The 15,791-nt window shown below is 69.8% G+C and carries 15 protein-coding genes; all 15 read right to left on the reverse strand.

What is annotated here, in order from left to right; translation table 11 throughout:
- Positions 1-8: 8 nt before the first annotated feature.
- On the reverse strand, positions 9-926 hold the full coding sequence (gene mqnP, locus VG296_RS03795; RefSeq protein ID WP_325563085.1) for a menaquinone biosynthesis prenyltransferase MqnP: 918 nt from the start codon (positions 924-926) through the stop codon (positions 9-11).
- On the reverse strand, positions 923-2,389 hold the full coding sequence (locus VG296_RS03800) for a menaquinone biosynthesis decarboxylase (protein WP_325563087.1): 1,467 nt from the start codon (positions 2,387-2,389) through the stop codon (positions 923-925). The genes mqnP and VG296_RS03800 overlap by 4 nt, the downstream gene beginning before the upstream one ends.
- A 22-nt stretch (positions 2,390-2,411) precedes the next feature.
- Positions 2,412-3,041 carry a L,D-transpeptidase gene (locus VG296_RS03805; RefSeq protein WP_325563089.1) on the reverse strand — a complete coding sequence of 210 codons (630 nt, stop codon included), beginning with the start codon at positions 3,039-3,041 and terminating at the stop codon, positions 2,412-2,414.
- A 123-nt stretch (positions 3,042-3,164) separates the two neighbouring features.
- Complete coding sequence (locus VG296_RS03810) at positions 3,165-4,253, reverse strand: dihydrofolate reductase family protein (protein ID WP_325563091.1); 1,089 nt, start codon at positions 4,251-4,253, stop codon at positions 3,165-3,167.
- 43 nt (positions 4,254-4,296) lie between these two features.
- Positions 4,297-6,132 (reverse strand): LCP family protein, encoded by a 1,836-nt coding sequence (locus tag VG296_RS03815; RefSeq protein ID WP_325563093.1) that lies wholly within the window; start codon positions 6,130-6,132, stop codon positions 4,297-4,299.
- 93 nt (positions 6,133-6,225) lie between these two features.
- Positions 6,226-7,290, reverse strand: a complete 1,065-nt coding sequence (gene ccsB, locus VG296_RS03820; protein WP_325563095.1) for a c-type cytochrome biogenesis protein CcsB — start codon at positions 7,288-7,290, stop codon at positions 6,226-6,228.
- Positions 7,287-9,035: a cytochrome c biogenesis protein ResB gene (resB, locus tag VG296_RS03825; protein ID WP_325563097.1), complete on the reverse strand. Its 1,749-nt coding sequence runs from the start codon at positions 9,033-9,035 to the stop codon at positions 7,287-7,289. Before resB ends, ccsB begins: the two co-directional genes overlap by 4 nt.
- Before the next feature lie 41 nt (positions 9,036-9,076).
- Entirely contained in the window at positions 9,077-9,907 is an 831-nt protein-coding gene (locus VG296_RS03830) for a cytochrome c biogenesis CcdA family protein (RefSeq protein ID WP_325563100.1), read from the reverse strand.
- Between the two features lie 2 nt (positions 9,908-9,909).
- Complete coding sequence (locus tag VG296_RS03835) at positions 9,910-10,503, reverse strand: TlpA disulfide reductase family protein (protein ID WP_325563102.1); 594 nt, start codon at positions 10,501-10,503, stop codon at positions 9,910-9,912.
- Positions 10,504-10,617: 114 nt separating this feature from the next.
- The gene (locus VG296_RS03840; RefSeq protein ID WP_325563104.1) at positions 10,618-11,166 is read right to left on the reverse strand and encodes a TlpA disulfide reductase family protein; all 549 of its coding nucleotides are present in this window, start codon (positions 11,164-11,166) and stop codon (positions 10,618-10,620) included.
- Positions 11,167-11,224: 58 nt separating this feature from the next.
- A complete protein-coding gene (locus VG296_RS03845) occupies positions 11,225-11,893 on the reverse strand; it encodes a histidine phosphatase family protein (protein WP_325563106.1) in 669 nt (222 codons plus the stop codon).
- 73 nt (positions 11,894-11,966) lie between these two features.
- Entirely contained in the window at positions 11,967-13,268 is a 1,302-nt protein-coding gene (gene hemL / locus VG296_RS03850; protein ID WP_325563108.1) for a glutamate-1-semialdehyde 2,1-aminomutase, read from the reverse strand.
- A 36-nt stretch (positions 13,269-13,304) separates the two neighbouring features.
- Complete coding sequence (gene pth, locus VG296_RS03855) at positions 13,305-13,880, reverse strand: aminoacyl-tRNA hydrolase (protein ID WP_325563110.1); 576 nt, start codon at positions 13,878-13,880, stop codon at positions 13,305-13,307.
- Between the two features lie 34 nt (positions 13,881-13,914).
- Positions 13,915-14,517: a 50S ribosomal protein L25/general stress protein Ctc gene (locus tag VG296_RS03860; protein ID WP_325563112.1), complete on the reverse strand. Its 603-nt coding sequence runs from the start codon at positions 14,515-14,517 to the stop codon at positions 13,915-13,917.
- 232 nt (positions 14,518-14,749) lie between these two features.
- On the reverse strand, positions 14,750-15,730 hold the full coding sequence (locus VG296_RS03865; protein WP_325563114.1) for a ribose-phosphate diphosphokinase: 981 nt from the start codon (positions 15,728-15,730) through the stop codon (positions 14,750-14,752).
- Between the last annotated feature and the right edge of the window lie 61 nt (positions 15,731-15,791).

The following is a 15,791-nucleotide window of genomic DNA, read 5'->3' on the forward strand; positions in this document are numbered from 1 at the left end:
CGCCGGTTTCAGCCGGCCAGGCCGCGGATGAGGAGGTCGACGAGGGCGAAGCAGAACAGTGTGATGCCGACGAAGCCGTTCACGGTGAAGAACGCGCGGTTGAGGCGGGAGAGGTTGTTCGGGCTGAGCAGTGAGTGCTCGTAGATGAACGCGCCGGCGACGACGGCGATGCCGAGCCACCAGAAGACGCCGGCGTGGGTGAGGAGCCCGAAGAGGACGAACAGGGCGGTGGTGACGGCGTGCGAGGCGCGGGCGCCGTTCAGGGCGACGGCGACGCCCCAGCGGGCGGGGACGGAGCCGAGGCCCTGGTCGCGGTCGGTCTCGATGTCCTGCAGGGCGAAGATCAGGTCGAAGCCGCCGATCCAGATGCCCACCGCCACGCCCAGCACCACGGCGTCCCAGCTCCACGTGCCGGTGACGGCCATCCAGGCGCCGATGGGGCCGATGGCCTGGGCGAGCGCCAGCAGGGCGTGCGGGACGTTCGTGAAGCGCTTGCCGTAGGGGTAGACGACCAGCGGGACGGCGGCGACGGGGGCGAGCCAGAAGACCAGCCAGTTCAGCTCGGCCGCGGCGCCGAGGAAGACGGCGAGCGCGATGACGGCGCCGATCCAGGCCGTCTTCACGGACAGCACGCCGGTGACGAGCTCGCGCTTCGCGGTGCGCGGGTTCCTTGCGTCGAATTCGCGGTCGATGATGCGGTTGACGGCCATCGCGAAGCTGCGTGCGCCGACCATCGCTATCGTCACGAGCAGCAACTGGAGCCAGTGCACCGACTTCGAGACCGTGAACATCGCCGTGAGCGCCGCGATGTAGGCGAAGGGCAGCGCGAAGACCGAATGCTCCAGGAGGACCAGGTTCTTGAAGGCCTTCGCCTTGCCGCCGAGCCCCTGCGCGGGCATGGGCGCCGCGGCTTCCAAAGTCGTCACAGGCCGTACTCCTTCCAACGTCGGTCGACCTTCGCCGCCGTGGCCGGGTCGGAGACGATCATCTCCGGCCAGCCGCCGTTGCGGGTGTAGCCCTCCTCGGGCAGCTTGCGGGTCGCGTCGATGCCCACCTTGCCACCCCAGAACTGCTGGTACGAAGCGTGGTCCAGGTGGTCGACGGCGCCCTCGGTGAGCATTAGATCGCGCCCGTAGTCCACATTGCCGAACGCGCGCCAGGAGACCTCGGCGTAGTCGTGCACGTCGCAGTCCGCGTCCACCACCACGACGAGTTTGGTGAGCGACATCAGGCCGGCGCCCCAGATCGCGTGCATGACCTTCTGCGCGTGCTTGGGGAAGCGCTTGTCGATGGAGACGATCGCGCAGTTGTGGAAGCCGCCGGTCTCCGGCAGGTCGTAGTCCACGATGTCCGGGATGATCATCTTGAGCAGCGGCAGGAAGAAGCGCTCGGTGGCCTTGCCGAGCGGGCCGTCCTCGGTCGGCGGGCGGCCGACGACGATGGACTGGAACCTCGCGTCCCTGCGCAGCGTCATCGTCTCCACGGTCAGCGCGGGGAAGGGCTCGACCGGTGTGTAGAAGCCGGTGTGGTCGCCGAACGGGCCCTCGGGGCGGGTGACCCCCGGTTCGAGCCAGCCCTCGAGGACGACCTCGCAGTTCGCCGGGACCTGCAGGGGCACGGACTTGCAGTCCACCAGCTCGACCCGCTCACGCTGGATGAACCCGGCGAACAGGTACTCGTCGATGTCGGCGGGCAGCGGCGCGGTGGCCGCGTAGCTGACGACCGGCGGGCAGCCGAAGGCGATCGCGACCGGCAGCCGCTCGCCGCGGCGTTGCGCGACGGCGTAGTGGTTCGTCGAGTCCTTGTGGATCTGCCAGTGCATGCCGACGGTGCGTTCGTCGTGCCGCTGCAGCCGGTAGAGGCCCAGGTTGCGCTGGCCGGTCTCGGGGTGCTTCGTGTGCGTCAGGCCCAGGTTGAAGAACGCGCCGCCGTCCCGCGGCCACGTGTGCAGCGCGGGAAGCAGGTTCAGGTCCACGGCGTCGCCGGTGAGCACGACCTCCTGACACGGCGCGTCCTTCACCCGCTTCGGCGGCACGGTGCGCAGCTGTGCGGCCTTGCCGAGCGCGTCCTTGAAGCCGGACAGGCCGTGCGGCAGTTCGGGCTTGAGCAGCCCGGCGATCCGCTCGCCGATCTCGTCCAGGCTGTCCAGGCCGAGCGCCATGCACAGCCGTCGCTCGCTGCCGAAGACGTTCATGGCCAGCGGCAGCTTGGAGCCCTTGACGTTCTCGAACAGCAGCGCGGGGCCGGGGACGCCGTTCACCCGGCTCTTCTGCACGCGGTCGGTGATCTCCCCGACCTCGAGGTACGGGTCCACCTCGGCGCGCACGCGGCGCAACTCGCCCTCCTTCTCGAGGGCTTTCAGGAAGGACCGCAGATCGTCGTAGGCCATGCCAACCAGTATCGGGTACCGGCTAGTCGCGTACCTCGACCAGGTCGCCGTAGTGCAGGAAACGGTAGAAGTACTCGGCGTTCGTCAAGGACAGGTGTATGCAGCCGTGCGAGCGTACGGTCACCGGGTCCTCGTGGAACGCGTCGCCCTCGTAGAAGTAGATGCTGTACGGCATGGGCGCGTCGTACGTGTTGGACCAGCCGTCGACGACCTTGTAGAACACGCGGAAGTTGCCCGTCGGGGTCGGCAGGCCGGCGCGGCCGGTCGCGACGCGGACCGGGCCGTACACGACCCTTCCGTCGTGCATCAGCCAGGCCTCCTGCCTCGACAGCGAGACGCAGGCCACGGCGTGCACGTCGCAGGGGACGCCTCTGGCCCGCAGCGCGGCCGTCTCGCCGGGCACGGAGTTCCGGTACGCGGCGGCTTCGGCCACTGCGGCCGCCCTCGCCTCCGCAGCCTCGGAGGCGGCCGCGGCCAACGCCGAGACTGAGACCTTTTCAGCGGAGATCTGAGCGGACAGCAGAGGCCGGGCCTCCGCGGCGGTCCGGCTCGCGGCGGCGATCGCATCGTTCGACGACGCCAAGCCGTGCGGCGTCAGGGCCGCGGTCACCGCGACGGCGGCGAGTGCGGAGGTCACGGCTATCAGGGGCATGGAACGACGAAATGCGGACACTGGCGACTCCCCACAGATCGGCGCGCTCTTTCTGTAGTTAGTAGCCCTCTGCGACGTGTCCGAACCCTGCCGAACGGGTGATTTGTCGTATTTTTGATCCGGTCAGCCCTGAGCCAGCACCTTGCGGTTGACCTCGCGCACGGCCGGGGCGAACTCCGGAAGCTCGACCACCTCGACCCCGGCCGTCCGCAGCCGCTCCGCGCCGTCGCACACGGCGAGCAGCGCGGGCTCCCGGTAGGCCAGCACGACCCGCGGGATCCCGGCCGCGAGGATGTGATCCGTGCAGCTCAGCGGGCGTGAGGCGCGCGGCGAGCAGGGCTCGAGCGAGGTGTAGAGCGTCGCGGTGCGCAGCCGGGGATCGGCCGCGTCGAGCTTCGCGATCGCGACCTCCTCGGCGTGGTTCTTGGCCGGATCGCCGAGTCCGTACAGCGGCTCGCGCGAGTAGCCGGTGCTCAGGATCGTGCCGTCCTCGGCGACGATGATCGCGCCGACCGCGTACGCGTTGAGCACCGGCGGGCAGGAACGCGAGAGCTCGATCGTCAGCCGCAGCAGCTCCTCGTCGGAATCACTCCGCCGAACGAGGTACCGCGCATAGAGCACGTCACCCAGCGAGCGGGATTCGGCCAGCAGCATCCGGCGCTGCGGGGACTGCGGGAAGCTCGCCGCGCCCGGCAGCCCGAAGGCGCGCGGCGCGGCGGCGTCGCCGATGAGGAAGGGCGCGTAGGCCAGCTGGATCTCATCAACCAGGTCCGCCGCCAGAAACTCCGTCAGGACCGCCGAGCCGCCCTCGACCATCAGCCTGCGCACGCCGCGCTCGGAGAGGTCCGCGAGCACGCCCGGCAGGGCGCGGCGGCCCTCGTACACCACGGTCTCGGCGCCGGGTTCGGTCAGCACCGCGGCGGTCGGGTCGATGCCGCGCGAGCCGCCGAGCACGACGCGCAGCGGACTCGGCGTGAGACCGAGGCTGACGCGCTCGTCCCTGCGTTCGGCCGAACGCACCAGCAGCCGCGGGTTGTCCGCGCGGACCGTGCCCGCACCGACGAGGATCGCGTCGCATTCGGCGCGCGTCGCGTCCACGCGGTCGAAGTCGGCGGCGTTCGAGAGCAGCAGTCGGTTGGGCGAGGCGTCGTCCAGACAACCGTCGAGCGACGCGGCGAAACTGAGCAGGACCTGCGGGCGTGAGTCGGCCATAGCCCCGATGCTATCGACGCCCGCCGATCTGGTTCGCCGGCGTCTAGTTCACGATGTCGCCCGACGCCACCTGCACGCACTGCCCGGTCGTCGCCGCGTTCAGCTGCGAGGACGAAGTGGGGGCGGAGGCCGCGGCGCTCGCCGAGGTGCTCGGGCTCGCCGACGAGGACGAGCCCGCCGAGGAGTACGTCGCGCCGCCGGCCCAGTCGGTGCCGATGACGACCGTCACCTCGGAGTAGTTCGAGGACTCCTGGACCTGCGAGCTCGGGATGCCCAGCGCGCCCGCCACCGCCGCGGCCGACTGCGCGCGGTCCGAGGGGTAGTAGACGACCGTCTTCGAGGTCGTGCTCGCGTTGCCGGTGGAGATGTTCGACGAGCTGAAGCCGCCGGACACCAGGCCCTGCGCGACCGTCGAGGCGCGACCGGAGACGCCGGTGCCGTTGAGGACCTGCGCGTGCACCTGCGAGGTGATCACGCTGGAGGTCGCGTCCGCCGCGGCCGGGGACGCGGCGGCCTCGGCGGCGGCCGCGCTCGTCGCGCTGTCCGACTCGCTCTTCATCGAACTCGACGAGGTGCTGGCGGAGGCCGAGGAGTAGGGCACGTCGTTCTTGATGTTCGCGAACATCTGCGCGGCTTCGGAGGAGTTCGGAATCACCCGGTTGGTGTTGTTCGGGTCGAGCTCCCAGGGCATGGTCACGAAGGTGACCCGGTTCGTCGGCACCTTGTTCATCGTGTCGAACAGGCTGATCAGGTTCGTCACGCCCGCCAGGCCGTCGTCCACCTGGACGGACTTCGTGGCCGCGTCGGCGATCGTGTAGAGGTTGCCGATGTCGGTGAACGAGGCCTGTGAACGCAGCTGCCTGATCATGTTCGAAAGGAAGATGTGCTGCGCCTTCTCGCGGCCGAGGTCGGAGCCGTCGTAGAAGCCGTGCCGCGTCCGGACGAACTCGAGCGCCTGCTGCCCCTTGATGACCGTGGTCCCGGCGTTCAGCCGCAGGCCGGAGTCCTTGTCGTACATGTTGTTGCTCACGCAGACCGGCACGCCGCCGAGCGCGTTCGACATCGTGACCACCCCGGAGAAGTCCACCTCGACGTAATGGTCGATGGTCAGGCCGGTCAGCTGGTGCACGGTGGCGACGGTGCAGGACGCGCCGTAGGCCAGCGAGGAGTTGATCATGCCGTAGTACGACGAGTTGCCGCCGCAGCTCGGGATCGTCGTTTCGGTGTCCCGGGGTATGGACATGATCGTCGAGTTGGTGCGGTCCGCCGCGAGGTGGATGACCATCAGCACGTCGGAGTTGCCGCTGCCGCTGGCCGAGCAGTCGCCGCCGAGCTTGCAGTCGGCCGCGGAGACGCGCGCGTCCGTCCCTATGAGCAGGACGTTCATCGCCGTGTTGCCGAACTTGTCGGGTATCTCGGCCTGCTGGGTGACGCCGGTGGGCAGCAGGGTCGTGTGCTTGATGTTGCCGTCGAGGTGGGCGATGACGTACGCGCCGACGCCGGCGACCACGGCCAGCAGGCCGGCGGTGCCGAACGCGGTGTACTTCAGCGCCTTCTTCTTGCGGCCGGGCGCGGCCTTGCCCCGACGCTTCGCGTTCGACCGCGCTATTCGGCCCTTCGGATCCAGCTCGTCGAGGTCGAGATCGCCGTTGACGTTCCCGGGCAGCTCGGGCTCGGCGGCCAGCGCGCTGCCGGCGGCGGCCGTCCGCATCGGGCCGGGGGCGGGGGCTCCCGGGCTCCACGGGTCGGCGGCGCGCTCGTCGAAGGCCGGCGGCCGGTACGGGTCCTGGTAGTACGGGACGCCGCCCTGCTCCGGACGGCCGCCACCGTGACCGCGGCGCGGAGGCTGCGGTTCGTAGTGGTCGTCGTCGTAGCTCATGGTGGCGCTCGCCCTTCCCAGACACAGTTGTCTAGAGGAAGGACGACCGCCCCGGACTGTTGGTTGCCCGTTCAGTTATCTGTCGCCCGGCTGTTACAGTCCAGCGTATGAGTGCTTGCCCGTGAGCAAGGTGTTAACACCGAAGTAGTTGAACAGCACGCAGGCGAACGCGATCAGCGCGATGTAGGCGGCGGCCTTGCCCTTCCAACCGTGCGTGGCCCGCGCGTGCAGGTAGGCGGCGTAGAACACCCACACGATGAAGGACCAGGTCTCCTTCGGGTCCCAGCCCCAGTAGCGGCCCCAGGCCTTCTCCGCCCAGATCGCGCCGGCCATGATCGCGAACGTCCACAGCGGGAAGATGAACGCGATCACCCGGTACGCGGTGCGGTCCAGCGCGACGGACGAGGGCAGCCGGTCGAAGGTGTTGTTCAACCGCCGGAGCGAACCCTCCTCGTTGGCGGACTTGAGCAGGTAGAGGATCGTGGCCACGGTCGCCACGCCGAAGGCGCCGGTGCTGATCACGGCCGCGGTGACGTGGATGTAGAGCCAGTACGAGTGCAGCGCCGGGACGAGTTCCTCGGCGTCGGTGTACAGCAGCGTGTAGGCGATGCCGAGGGTCAGCAGCACGATCCCGGTGACCGGCAGGCCCATCCAGCGCACCTTCTTGCGCAGCACGACCAGCGTCAGGTACGCGAAGCTCATCGCGAGCGAGGCGGCACAGGAGAACTCGTACATGTTCGCCCACGGCACGCGGTGCGCGGCGAGACCGCGGCAGAGCACCCCGGAGGCGTGGAACGCGAAGCCGATGAACGTGGCCATCACGGCGAAGCGGCCGAGGATCTCGGCGCGCAGGTTGCCGCCGGCGATGGTCGGCTCCTCCTCCTCGGCGACCGAGCGGGTGAGCACCGTCACGCCGTTGCCGCCGTCGCTCGCGTTCACCGCCTCGACCGCCGGGGCCGCGGCCTGCCGGCCGACCTTCGCCGTCTCCGCGGCCTCGGCTTTGTCCTCGGCGCCCAGCGCCGCGACACTCCTGCCGAAGCGCGAGTTCGTGCCGAAGGCCCACTCGCCGCAGTACGCGAAGAACGCCGCGGCGTACGCGACCAGCGCGAGGGCGATGAACAGGTTGCTGTAGTGCGCGAAATTCTGGTTGATGCTCACGCGGAGGCTCCATCGGAAACGGGCTGCCGCGCGGCCGCGGCGAGGGCTTGCGCGGTTTGGGTGACTTCGGCGGTGGGCGTGGCGCCCTCGGTGCGGGCCAGGCCCGCGACCTCGACCAGGCGGGTGCCGTCCGCCTGCTCGCTCACGCGCACCCAGATCCGGCGGCGGCGCAGGCCGAGCGAGCCGATCAGGCCGAGCACGGCCAGGATCGCGGCGGGCAGCACGACCTGCTGTCCCGGGTCGTAGGCGATGTTGAACTGGGCCCACTGCCGCACGCCGACGAACGTGATCGAGCCCTGGTTGTTCGGCAGCGTCGCGGTCTGACCGGCCTTCAGTTCGAGCGCGTTGCCCGCGGCGGCGCCGGCCCCCTTGGCCTTCACGTTCAACTGCTTCATGTCGGTGGTGTCCAGGCTGTAGACGCTCTGGTCCGCGCCGCCGTTCACGTTCAGGTCGCCGGAGTACGCGGAGAGGATGAGCATCGGGTTGTACGCCGCCGGGAAGATCGAGGCGGGCATCGCACCCGACTGGATGACGGCGTCCGGCAGGAACCAGCCCTGGAAGCCGAGGTCGGTGCCGCCCTTGATGGAGGACGGGGCCTTGATCGCGCCGGAGGAGTCGAAGTACTCGTCCTGCTCGAGGAAGATCTGCGGACCGTTGAACAGCACGTGGCCCTGACCGTCCTTGACCTCGACGACCGGCGAGTAGCCGTGGCCCTCCAGGAACACGTTCGTCCCGTTGACGGTGAGCGGCACGTTGACCTGCACGTCCACCTTCTTGGCCTTCGCCTGCGGCGAGGACTTGAAGTTCACGTACGCGTCGAAGGTGCGCGGCTGGGCGAACTGGTCGCCGCTGGTCTGGTAGGTGGCGGAGAACTTGTTCAGCACGAAGCTGAAGTTCGGCAGGTCCTGCGCGCCCACCCCCGGGCCGAGCGTGAGGCTGTCGTAGCTGGTGACCGTGTCCGCGAAGCCGCTGCCCTCGGTGACCAGGACGGCGCCCTTGAAGCCGAAGAAGTGGCCGAGCGCGACGCCGACCAGGATGCCGATCAGCGAGAGGTGGAACAGCAGGTTCCCGGTCTCCCGCATGAAGCCCTTCTCCGAGGAGACCCAGCCGCCGGACCTGTCCTTGCCGCGCACGGTTTTGAACCGGCGGCGCCTGAGCCGCTGGGCCGCGAGCTCGAGCACCTCGTCGGCGTCCGCGGTCGTGCTGAACGAGGCGTGCACCGGCAGCCGCTTGAGGTTGCGCGGCGCGGCCGGGGGGTTCGCGCGCATCGCCTTGAAGTGCGCCCAGGAGCGCGGCACGATGCAGCCGATCAGCGAGACGAACAGCAGGCAGTAGATCGCGCCGAACCAGACCGACTCGAAGACGTCGAACAGCTGGAGCCTGTCCAGGATCGGCGCCCAGGTCTTGTGCGTCTGGTAGAAGGTGAGCACCTTCGTCGGGTCGATCGAGCGCTGCGGCAGGATCGAGCCGGGGATCGCGGCGAGCGAGAGCAGGAACAGCAGCACCAGCGCGATGCGCATCGAGGTCAGCTGCCGCCAGGTCCAGCGCAGCATGCCGAGGACGCCGAGTGACGGGACCGCTATCCCGTCGTCCGCCTTCGGCGCGGTGGACAGCTTCTCGGCACGCTCGGTCGCCGCCGCCTCGACCGCGTCCTCGGTCAGGCGCTGCTGCTCCGCGGGCTCGGGCGGGACCGCGTCGTCGGACGGGGCCGTACCGACCGTCTCCTGCGCTGTCTGCTCACTCACCTGGACAAATCCTTCGTTGTGTACGTCGTCCGCGCCTTCGCCTAAAGGGGCAGTGTCGTTCCGGAAACCCACGTCTGCATCTGCGTGATCAGGTGCTCCCACAGGCCGGACACCAGGGCCAGCCCGACCAGGCCGATCATCGCCCCGCCGAGCCTGGTCACCAGCGCGTAGTGGTTCTTGATCCAGCTGATCGCGCGCATCGCCCAGCCGAAGGCCACCGCCGCGATCAGGAACGGCAGGCCGAGGCCCAGGCAGTAGAACGCGGCCAGCAGGGCGCCGCGGCCGGCCGTGCCCTGGGTGAACGCGAGCGACTGAACCGCCGTCAGGGTCGGGCCGAGGCAGGGCGTCCAGCCGAGCCCGAAGACCAGGCCGAGCAGCGGCGCGCCGATCAGGCCCATCGCCGGGCGGTAGTGCACCCGCACGTCCCGCTGCATCCAGCCGCTCCACCGGTCCGGGACCAGCCCGGCGAAGAACACGCCCATCAGGATCATCAGCAGCCCGAACGTGATGTCGAGCCCGCGCTGGTGCTCGATCAGCGTCTCGCCGAAGGACCCGAAGGCGTATCCGGCGGTGACGAAGACCGTGGAGAATCCGAGCACGAACAGCAGTGCGCCGAGCAGCGTGCGGTGCCTGGCCCCGAACCGCGGGCGGCGGACCGCGGCCGCGTCGCCCTCGTCCGCCGTCGCGGCCGCCGACCCCGTCGAGCGGGCCCGATCCTGCGCGTCCACCGCGGACATGCCGGTGACGTACGACAGGTAGCCGGGTACCAGCGGCAGCACGCAGGGCGAGGCGAAGGAGATCGCGCCCGCCGCCACGGCCACGGGGACCGCGAGCAGCAGCGACCCGCTGTCCATCAGGGACCCGATCGACACGGTCAGCTCCCGGTGATGGTGTAGTCGATCTCCTTGAGCAGTTCCGGCTCGGTGATACCGCCGAGCGCGCGCACCGCCACCTTGCCGCTGCTGTCCACGATCACCGTGGACGGCACGCTGGTCGCCGGGATGATCTGCTTGAGCGCGAGCACCAGCGTCTCGTCCGGGTCCTGCAGCGAGGGGTACTTGATGCCGAACTGCGAGTCGTAGGCGAGCGCCGCGGCGTTGTCGTCCCGCGTGTTGATGCCGACGAACTGGACGCTCTTGGCCGCGTACTTCTGCGCGGCCTCGGAGAAGTCCGGCGCCTCCTCCCGGCACGGCGTGCACCACGAGCCCCAGACGTTGACCACCGTCACATGCCCGGTGTACGACACGGACATCGACTTGCCCTGCAGCGTGGTCCCGGTCAGCGCCGGCATCGCCTGCCGGTCAGCCGCGGAGACCTGCGAGATCCCGGTAGTCACGCTGACGTAGCCGGTCTGCGCCCCGTTCGAGCTGCCGGAACCGCTGCCGCAGCCCGCGAGGACCGCGGCCGCGGCGAGGCCCGCGGCCGCGACGGCGAGCGCGCGGCGGCGGGCGAGTTTCGGTGCGACCATGCGAAGAGTTTCGCATGCCCGATTTCTGGCGAAGCCGTCGGGTCAGCAGTTCTCAGGAACGCTCAGCTGGCCGTGATCGCAGCGTGATGTTCCGGGCGTCTGACGGATCGTCGGTCAGCCGCCCGACCGCACGTAGCCGAGTTCCGCCGTCAACTCGGGCTCGGTGATCGATCCGAGCGCACGCACCGCGACCCTGCCGCTGCTGTCCACGATCAGCGTGGAGGGCACGTCGTCCACCGGCACGATCCCGCCGATCGCGAGCGAGAGCGTCTCGTCCGGATCCTGCAGCGACGGGTAGTGCACGGAAAACTGCGACACGTAGGCGAGAGCCGCCGCGTTGTCGTCCTGCGTATCGATGCCGAGGAACTGCACGCCCTTCGCGCGGTACTCGTCGTACGTCTCCGCGAGCGACGCTGCCTCCACACGGCAGTTCGAGCACCACGCGCCCCACATATTGACCACGGTCACGTGGCCCTTGTGGGCGGCCGTGTACGACGCGCCCTGGAGCGTGCTGCCGGACAGCGCGGGCATCGCCTGCCGATCCGCCACCGAGATCTGGGTGATCCCGAGGGCGACCTGCGTACTGCCCGCGCCCACCATGCCGACATTCGTCGACGAGCCACCGGAGCACCCCGCGAGCGACGCGGCGGGCACCGCCGCCACGGCCGCCACCCAGACCGGCTTTGAGCTTCCCGTTCCATCCCCCCGCTGTGATGGGTCGTCAGGCTCCGGCGACGAACTTCTTCGTGGTCTTCGACGGCAGCAGGTCCTTGGCCGGCTCGTGGTACTCGAGGCCGACGAGCTGCGTGCCGACGTAGACGAAGGAGGTGACCGAGGCGAGCGAGCACTCGCGCTTGCGCGGGTCGTGCCACAGCGGGCGGTGCTCGGCGGCCAGCCGGCTGACCCAGATCGGCAGCTGGTGGCTGACGCACACGGCCTCGTGGCCCAGCGCCTTGTCCCGGGCCGCCTCCAGCGCCGCCCGAACCCGCGCGACCTGGGTCTTGTACGGCTCGCCCCAGGACGGCCGGAAGGGGTTGTACAGCTTGGGCCAGACCTGCGGGCGCCGGAGCACGCCGTCGCCGACGCTGAACCGCTTGCCCTCGAAGAAGTTCGCCGCCTCGATCAGCCGGCCGTCGGTGGCGAGCTCCACATCGCGGCGGGCGGCGATCGGCGTGGCGGTCTCCTGCGCCCGGTCCAGCGGCGAGGCGACCACGTGCACGACGTCGCGCTCGGCGAAGTACTCGGCGCCGCGCTCGGCCATCTTCCGGCCGAGCTCGGACAGGTGGAAGTCGGGCAGCCGGCCGTACAGGATGCCCTCCGGGTTGAACACCTCGCCGTGCCGCATCAGGTGGACGACGGTCTTGATCCCGGGGTCGATCTGCTGCGTCATGCGGGTTCCTTCTCGTGAAAGGGGCGAGGGGACGGCGGGACGGGACAACGGACTGACGGGACGGGGCCGCGGCTCAGGCGCTGGCGGCGGCCCGGGCGGCGATCGGCAGGGCGTCGGCGATCCGGGCGACGGCGGCCTCGTCGTGCGCGGCGGAGACGAACCAGGCCTCGAAGGCGCTCGGCGGCAGGTAGACGCCGTTGGCCAGCATGCTGTGGAAGAAGGCCTTGAACTTCTGCGTGTCCTGCGTCTTGGCCGCCGCGTAGTCCTTGACCTCGGCGTCGGTGAAGAAGACGGAGAACATCGTCCCGGCGAACTGCACGCGGTGCGCCACGCCCGCCTCGGCCAGCGCGTCGGACGCCAGCTGGGCCACGGTCTTCGCCGTCGAGTCGAGGTGCGTGTAGACCTCGGGGGTGCAGTTCCTCAGCGTGGCCAGCCCGGCGGCCGTGGCGACCGGGTTCCCGGAGAGCGTGCCCGCCTGGTAGACCGGCCCGATCGGCGCGAGCTGCGCCATCACGTCCGCGCGACCGCCGAACGCCGCGGCCGGGAAGCCGCCGCCCATCACCTTGCCGAAGGTCATCAGGTCGGGCACCACGCCGTCGATGCCGAACCATCCCTCGCGCGAGGAGCGGAATCCGGTCATCACCTCGTCGGAGATGTAGAGAGCCCCGTTGGCGTGGCACAACTCACGCACGGCGGCGTTGAACCCCGGCAGCGGCGGGACGACGCCCATGTTCCCCGCGGCCGCCTCGGTGATGAGGCAGGCAATCGAGTCCCCGTACTCCGCGAACGCGGCGCGCACGGCTTCGACATCGTTGTACGGCAGCACGATCGTGTCGCCCGTCTGGGTCCCCGTCACCCCCGGGGTGTCCGGAAGCGCGAGCGTCGCGACCCCCGACCCCGCCGCCGCCAGCAGCGCATCCACGTGCCCGTGGTAGCAGCCCGCGAACTTGACCACCTTCGCGCGCCCGGTGAAACCGCGCGCGAGCCGGATCGCCGACATCGTCGCCTCGGTTCCGGACGACACCAGCCGCACCTGATCGACCGGCGCGATCCGCGCCGCGATCTCCTCGGCCAGCGTCACCTCCCCCTCGCTCGGTGTCCCGAACGACGTACCCCGAGCGAGCGCCGCCCCGGCCGCCTCCAGGACGGCGGGATGCGCGTGCCCCAGGATCATCGGCCCCCAGGAGCAGACGAGGTCCACGTACTCCCGCCCGTCCGCGTCGGCCAGGTAGGCCCCTCGCCCCGAAACCATGAACCGCGGCGTCCCGCCGACCCCCCGGAACGCGCGTACCGGCGAGTTCACCCCGCCGGGCGTGACCGCCTGCGCGCGGTCGAACAGTGCAGCCGATTTCGGTGCGTCGTAGTCGTAGCTCACGCAGCCAAGTCTCTCACCACCAGGGGACGCGGTACGTCAGACCCCGGCGTGGTACCTGTTCTGCGCCGTCTCCAGGCCGCCGGTGAGCAGAGCCTCCACGGCATCCGCCGCGCGGTCCACGTTGAGCGAGAGCTCCTTCGCCTCCGTCGAGGAGAAGGGCTTGAGCACGAAGTCCGCCGGGTCCTGGCGGCCCGGCGGTCGGCCGATGCCGAAGCGCACCCGGAGGTACTCCTTGGTGCCGAGGGACTTCGAGATCGACTTCAGGCCGTTGTGGCCGCCGTCGCCGCCGCCGCGCTTGAGGCGCAGCAGGCCGTAGTCGATGTCGAGCTCGTCGTGCACGACGATGATCTGCTCGAGCGGGACCTTGTAGAAGTTCTGCGCGGCGACGGTCGGGCCGCCCGAGAGGTTCATGAAGGACCTGGGCTTGGCGAGCACGACGCGCAGGCCGGCGACGCGGCCCTCGAGAACCTCCGCGCCCGCCTTATGCGCCTTGAACCTGCCGCCCATCCGCTCGGCGAGCAGGTCCGCGACCATGAAACCGGCGTTGTGCCGGGTGGCGGCGTAGCCGGGCCCGGGGTTACCGAGCCCGACCACCAACCAGGGTTCAGCCATGAAGGACTGCCCTCAGCTCCTCGTCCGCGCGGTGCTACTCGGCGGAGCCCTCGGACTCTCCGCCAGCGCCCTCGGCGGACTCGTCCTCGACCATCGTGGCGGCCGGGGTCAGCACGTGCACCACGACGGCCTCGCCGTCGGTCACCAGGGTGGTGCCCTCGGGCAGGGCGACCTCGGCGGCGGTGATCTGGGTGCCCTCGGCCAGGCCCGCGACGGAGACCTCGATGGAGCTCGGGATGTGGGTGGCCTCGGTCTCGACCGACAGGCTGGTCAGCACGAGCTCGAGCAGGCCGCCGGACGCGATCTCGCCGGTGGTGACGATCGGCACGTCCACGGTGACCTTCTCGCCGAGGCGGACGAGCAGCAGGTCGATGTGCTCGAGGGTGCGCTTGACCGGGTCCTTGGACACGGCCTTCGGGATGGCCAGCTCGCTCTTGGAGCCGACGATGTCCAGGTTCAGCAGCACGTTCGAGTTCTTGAGCGCGAGGAACAGCTCGTGCTCCGGCAGCGACAGGTGCACCGGCTCCTGCTTGTGCCCGTAGAGCACGGCGGGGATCTTGCCCTCGCGGCGCAGCTGACGCGCCGCGCCCTTGCCGAAGTTCTCGCGCGGCTCGGCCGCGATCTTGATCTCAGCCATGGTGTTGCCTCCGTTTTCGGGGTCGGTTTCAGCCTGGACGATCTGGCGAATCGACCCCCGGCCGAGGCGGGCGCCCGAAAGAAGGGGCCGCGCAACGGCCCGGAGCGCGATCAGCACGTCGATCACGGAGCCCGCCCGGATCCTCGTGCTGCCTGGATCCGCGGCCACTCCCTCGCCGGGCAATAGAGCGAATTCTACCGGTCGGCGAGGGGTGCTGCGGACCGCGCGCGTGCTAGTCGTCGGCGCCTTCGAACATGGAGGTCACCGAGCCGTCCTCGAAGACCTCCGAGATGGCCTTGGCGATGATCGGGGCGATGGAGAGCACCGCGAGCTTGTCGAAGCGGCGGTCGTCGGGCAGCGGCAGCGTGTCGGTGACGATGACCTTGCTGACCCGCGAGTTCTTCAGCCGGTCGACGGCCGGGCCGGAGAAGACCGCGTGCGTCGCGACTATGACCACCTCGGCGGCGCCGTGCTCGAACAGCGCCTCCGAGGCTGCGCAGATCGTGCCCGCGGTGTCGATCATGTCGTCCACCAGAACGCAGACCCGACCCTTGATGTCGCCGACGATCTCGTGCACCGAGACCCGGTTCGCCATATTCGTGTCACGCCGCTTGTGCACGATGGCGAGCGGGGCGCTGAGCTTGTCGCACCACTTGTCGGCGACCTTCACCCGTCCGGCGTCCGGGGAGACGATGGTCAGCCGCTCCTGGTCGATGTTCTCCCGGATGTAGTCGATCAGCAGCGGCATCGCCCACAGGTGGTCCACCGGGCCGTCGAAGTAGCCCTGGATCTGATCGGTGTGCAGATCGATGGCCATCAGCCGGTCGGCGCCCGCCTGCTTGAACAGGTCGGCCATCAGCCGGGCGGAGATCGGCTCGCGGCCGCGGTGCTTCTTGTCCTGCCGCGCGTAGCCGTAGAAGGGCATGATCACGGTGATGTTCTTCGCGGACGCGCGCTTGAGCGCGTCCACCATGATCAGCTGCTCCATGATCCACTGGTTGATCGGCGAGGTGTGGCTCTGCAGCACGAAGGCGTGGCTGCCCCGTACCGACTCCTCGAAACGCACGTAGATCTCGCCGTTGGCGAAGTCCCTGGCCTGGGTCGGGGCCAGCTCCACGCCCAATTCGCTCGCCACCGCCTCGGCCAGTTCCGGATGCGCCCGGCCGGAGAACAACATGAGTTTCTTCTGGCCGGTGGTCTCGATCCCGGTCACGCGACTAGCTCCTTGGGGAGTTGACGAGCCTTTGCCCGATCCTGCGGCAAAAACGGGGGAA

Source organism: Actinospica sp. (assembly GCF_035552695.1).
Taxonomy (GTDB): domain Bacteria; phylum Actinomycetota; class Actinomycetes; order Streptomycetales; family Catenulisporaceae; genus Actinospica.

Bases quoted from the DNA above. Each gene is read 5' to 3' on its own strand.
- VG296_RS03800 (WP_325563087.1), bottom strand. From the start codon at position 2,389: ATGGCCTACGACGATCTGCGGTCCTTCCTGAAAGCCCTCGAGAAGGAG.
- VG296_RS03805 (WP_325563089.1), bottom strand. From the start codon at position 3,041: ATGCCCCTGATAGCCGTGACCTCCGCACTCGCCGCCGTCGCGGTGACC.
- VG296_RS03810 (WP_325563091.1), bottom strand. From the start codon at position 4,253: ATGGCCGACTCACGCCCGCAGGTCCTGCTCAGTTTCGCCGCGTCGCTC.
- VG296_RS03815 (WP_325563093.1), bottom strand. From the start codon at position 6,132: ATGAGCTACGACGACGACCACTACGAACCGCAGCCTCCGCGCCGCGGT.
- VG296_RS03835 (WP_325563102.1), bottom strand. From the start codon at position 10,503: ATGGTCGCACCGAAACTCGCCCGCCGCCGCGCGCTCGCCGTCGCGGCC.
- VG296_RS03845 (WP_325563106.1), bottom strand. From the start codon at position 11,893: ATGACGCAGCAGATCGACCCCGGGATCAAGACCGTCGTCCACCTGATG.
- pth (WP_325563110.1), bottom strand. From the start codon at position 13,880: ATGGCTGAACCCTGGTTGGTGGTCGGGCTCGGTAACCCCGGGCCCGGC.
- VG296_RS03860 (WP_325563112.1), bottom strand. From the start codon at position 14,517: ATGGCTGAGATCAAGATCGCGGCCGAGCCGCGCGAGAACTTCGGCAAG.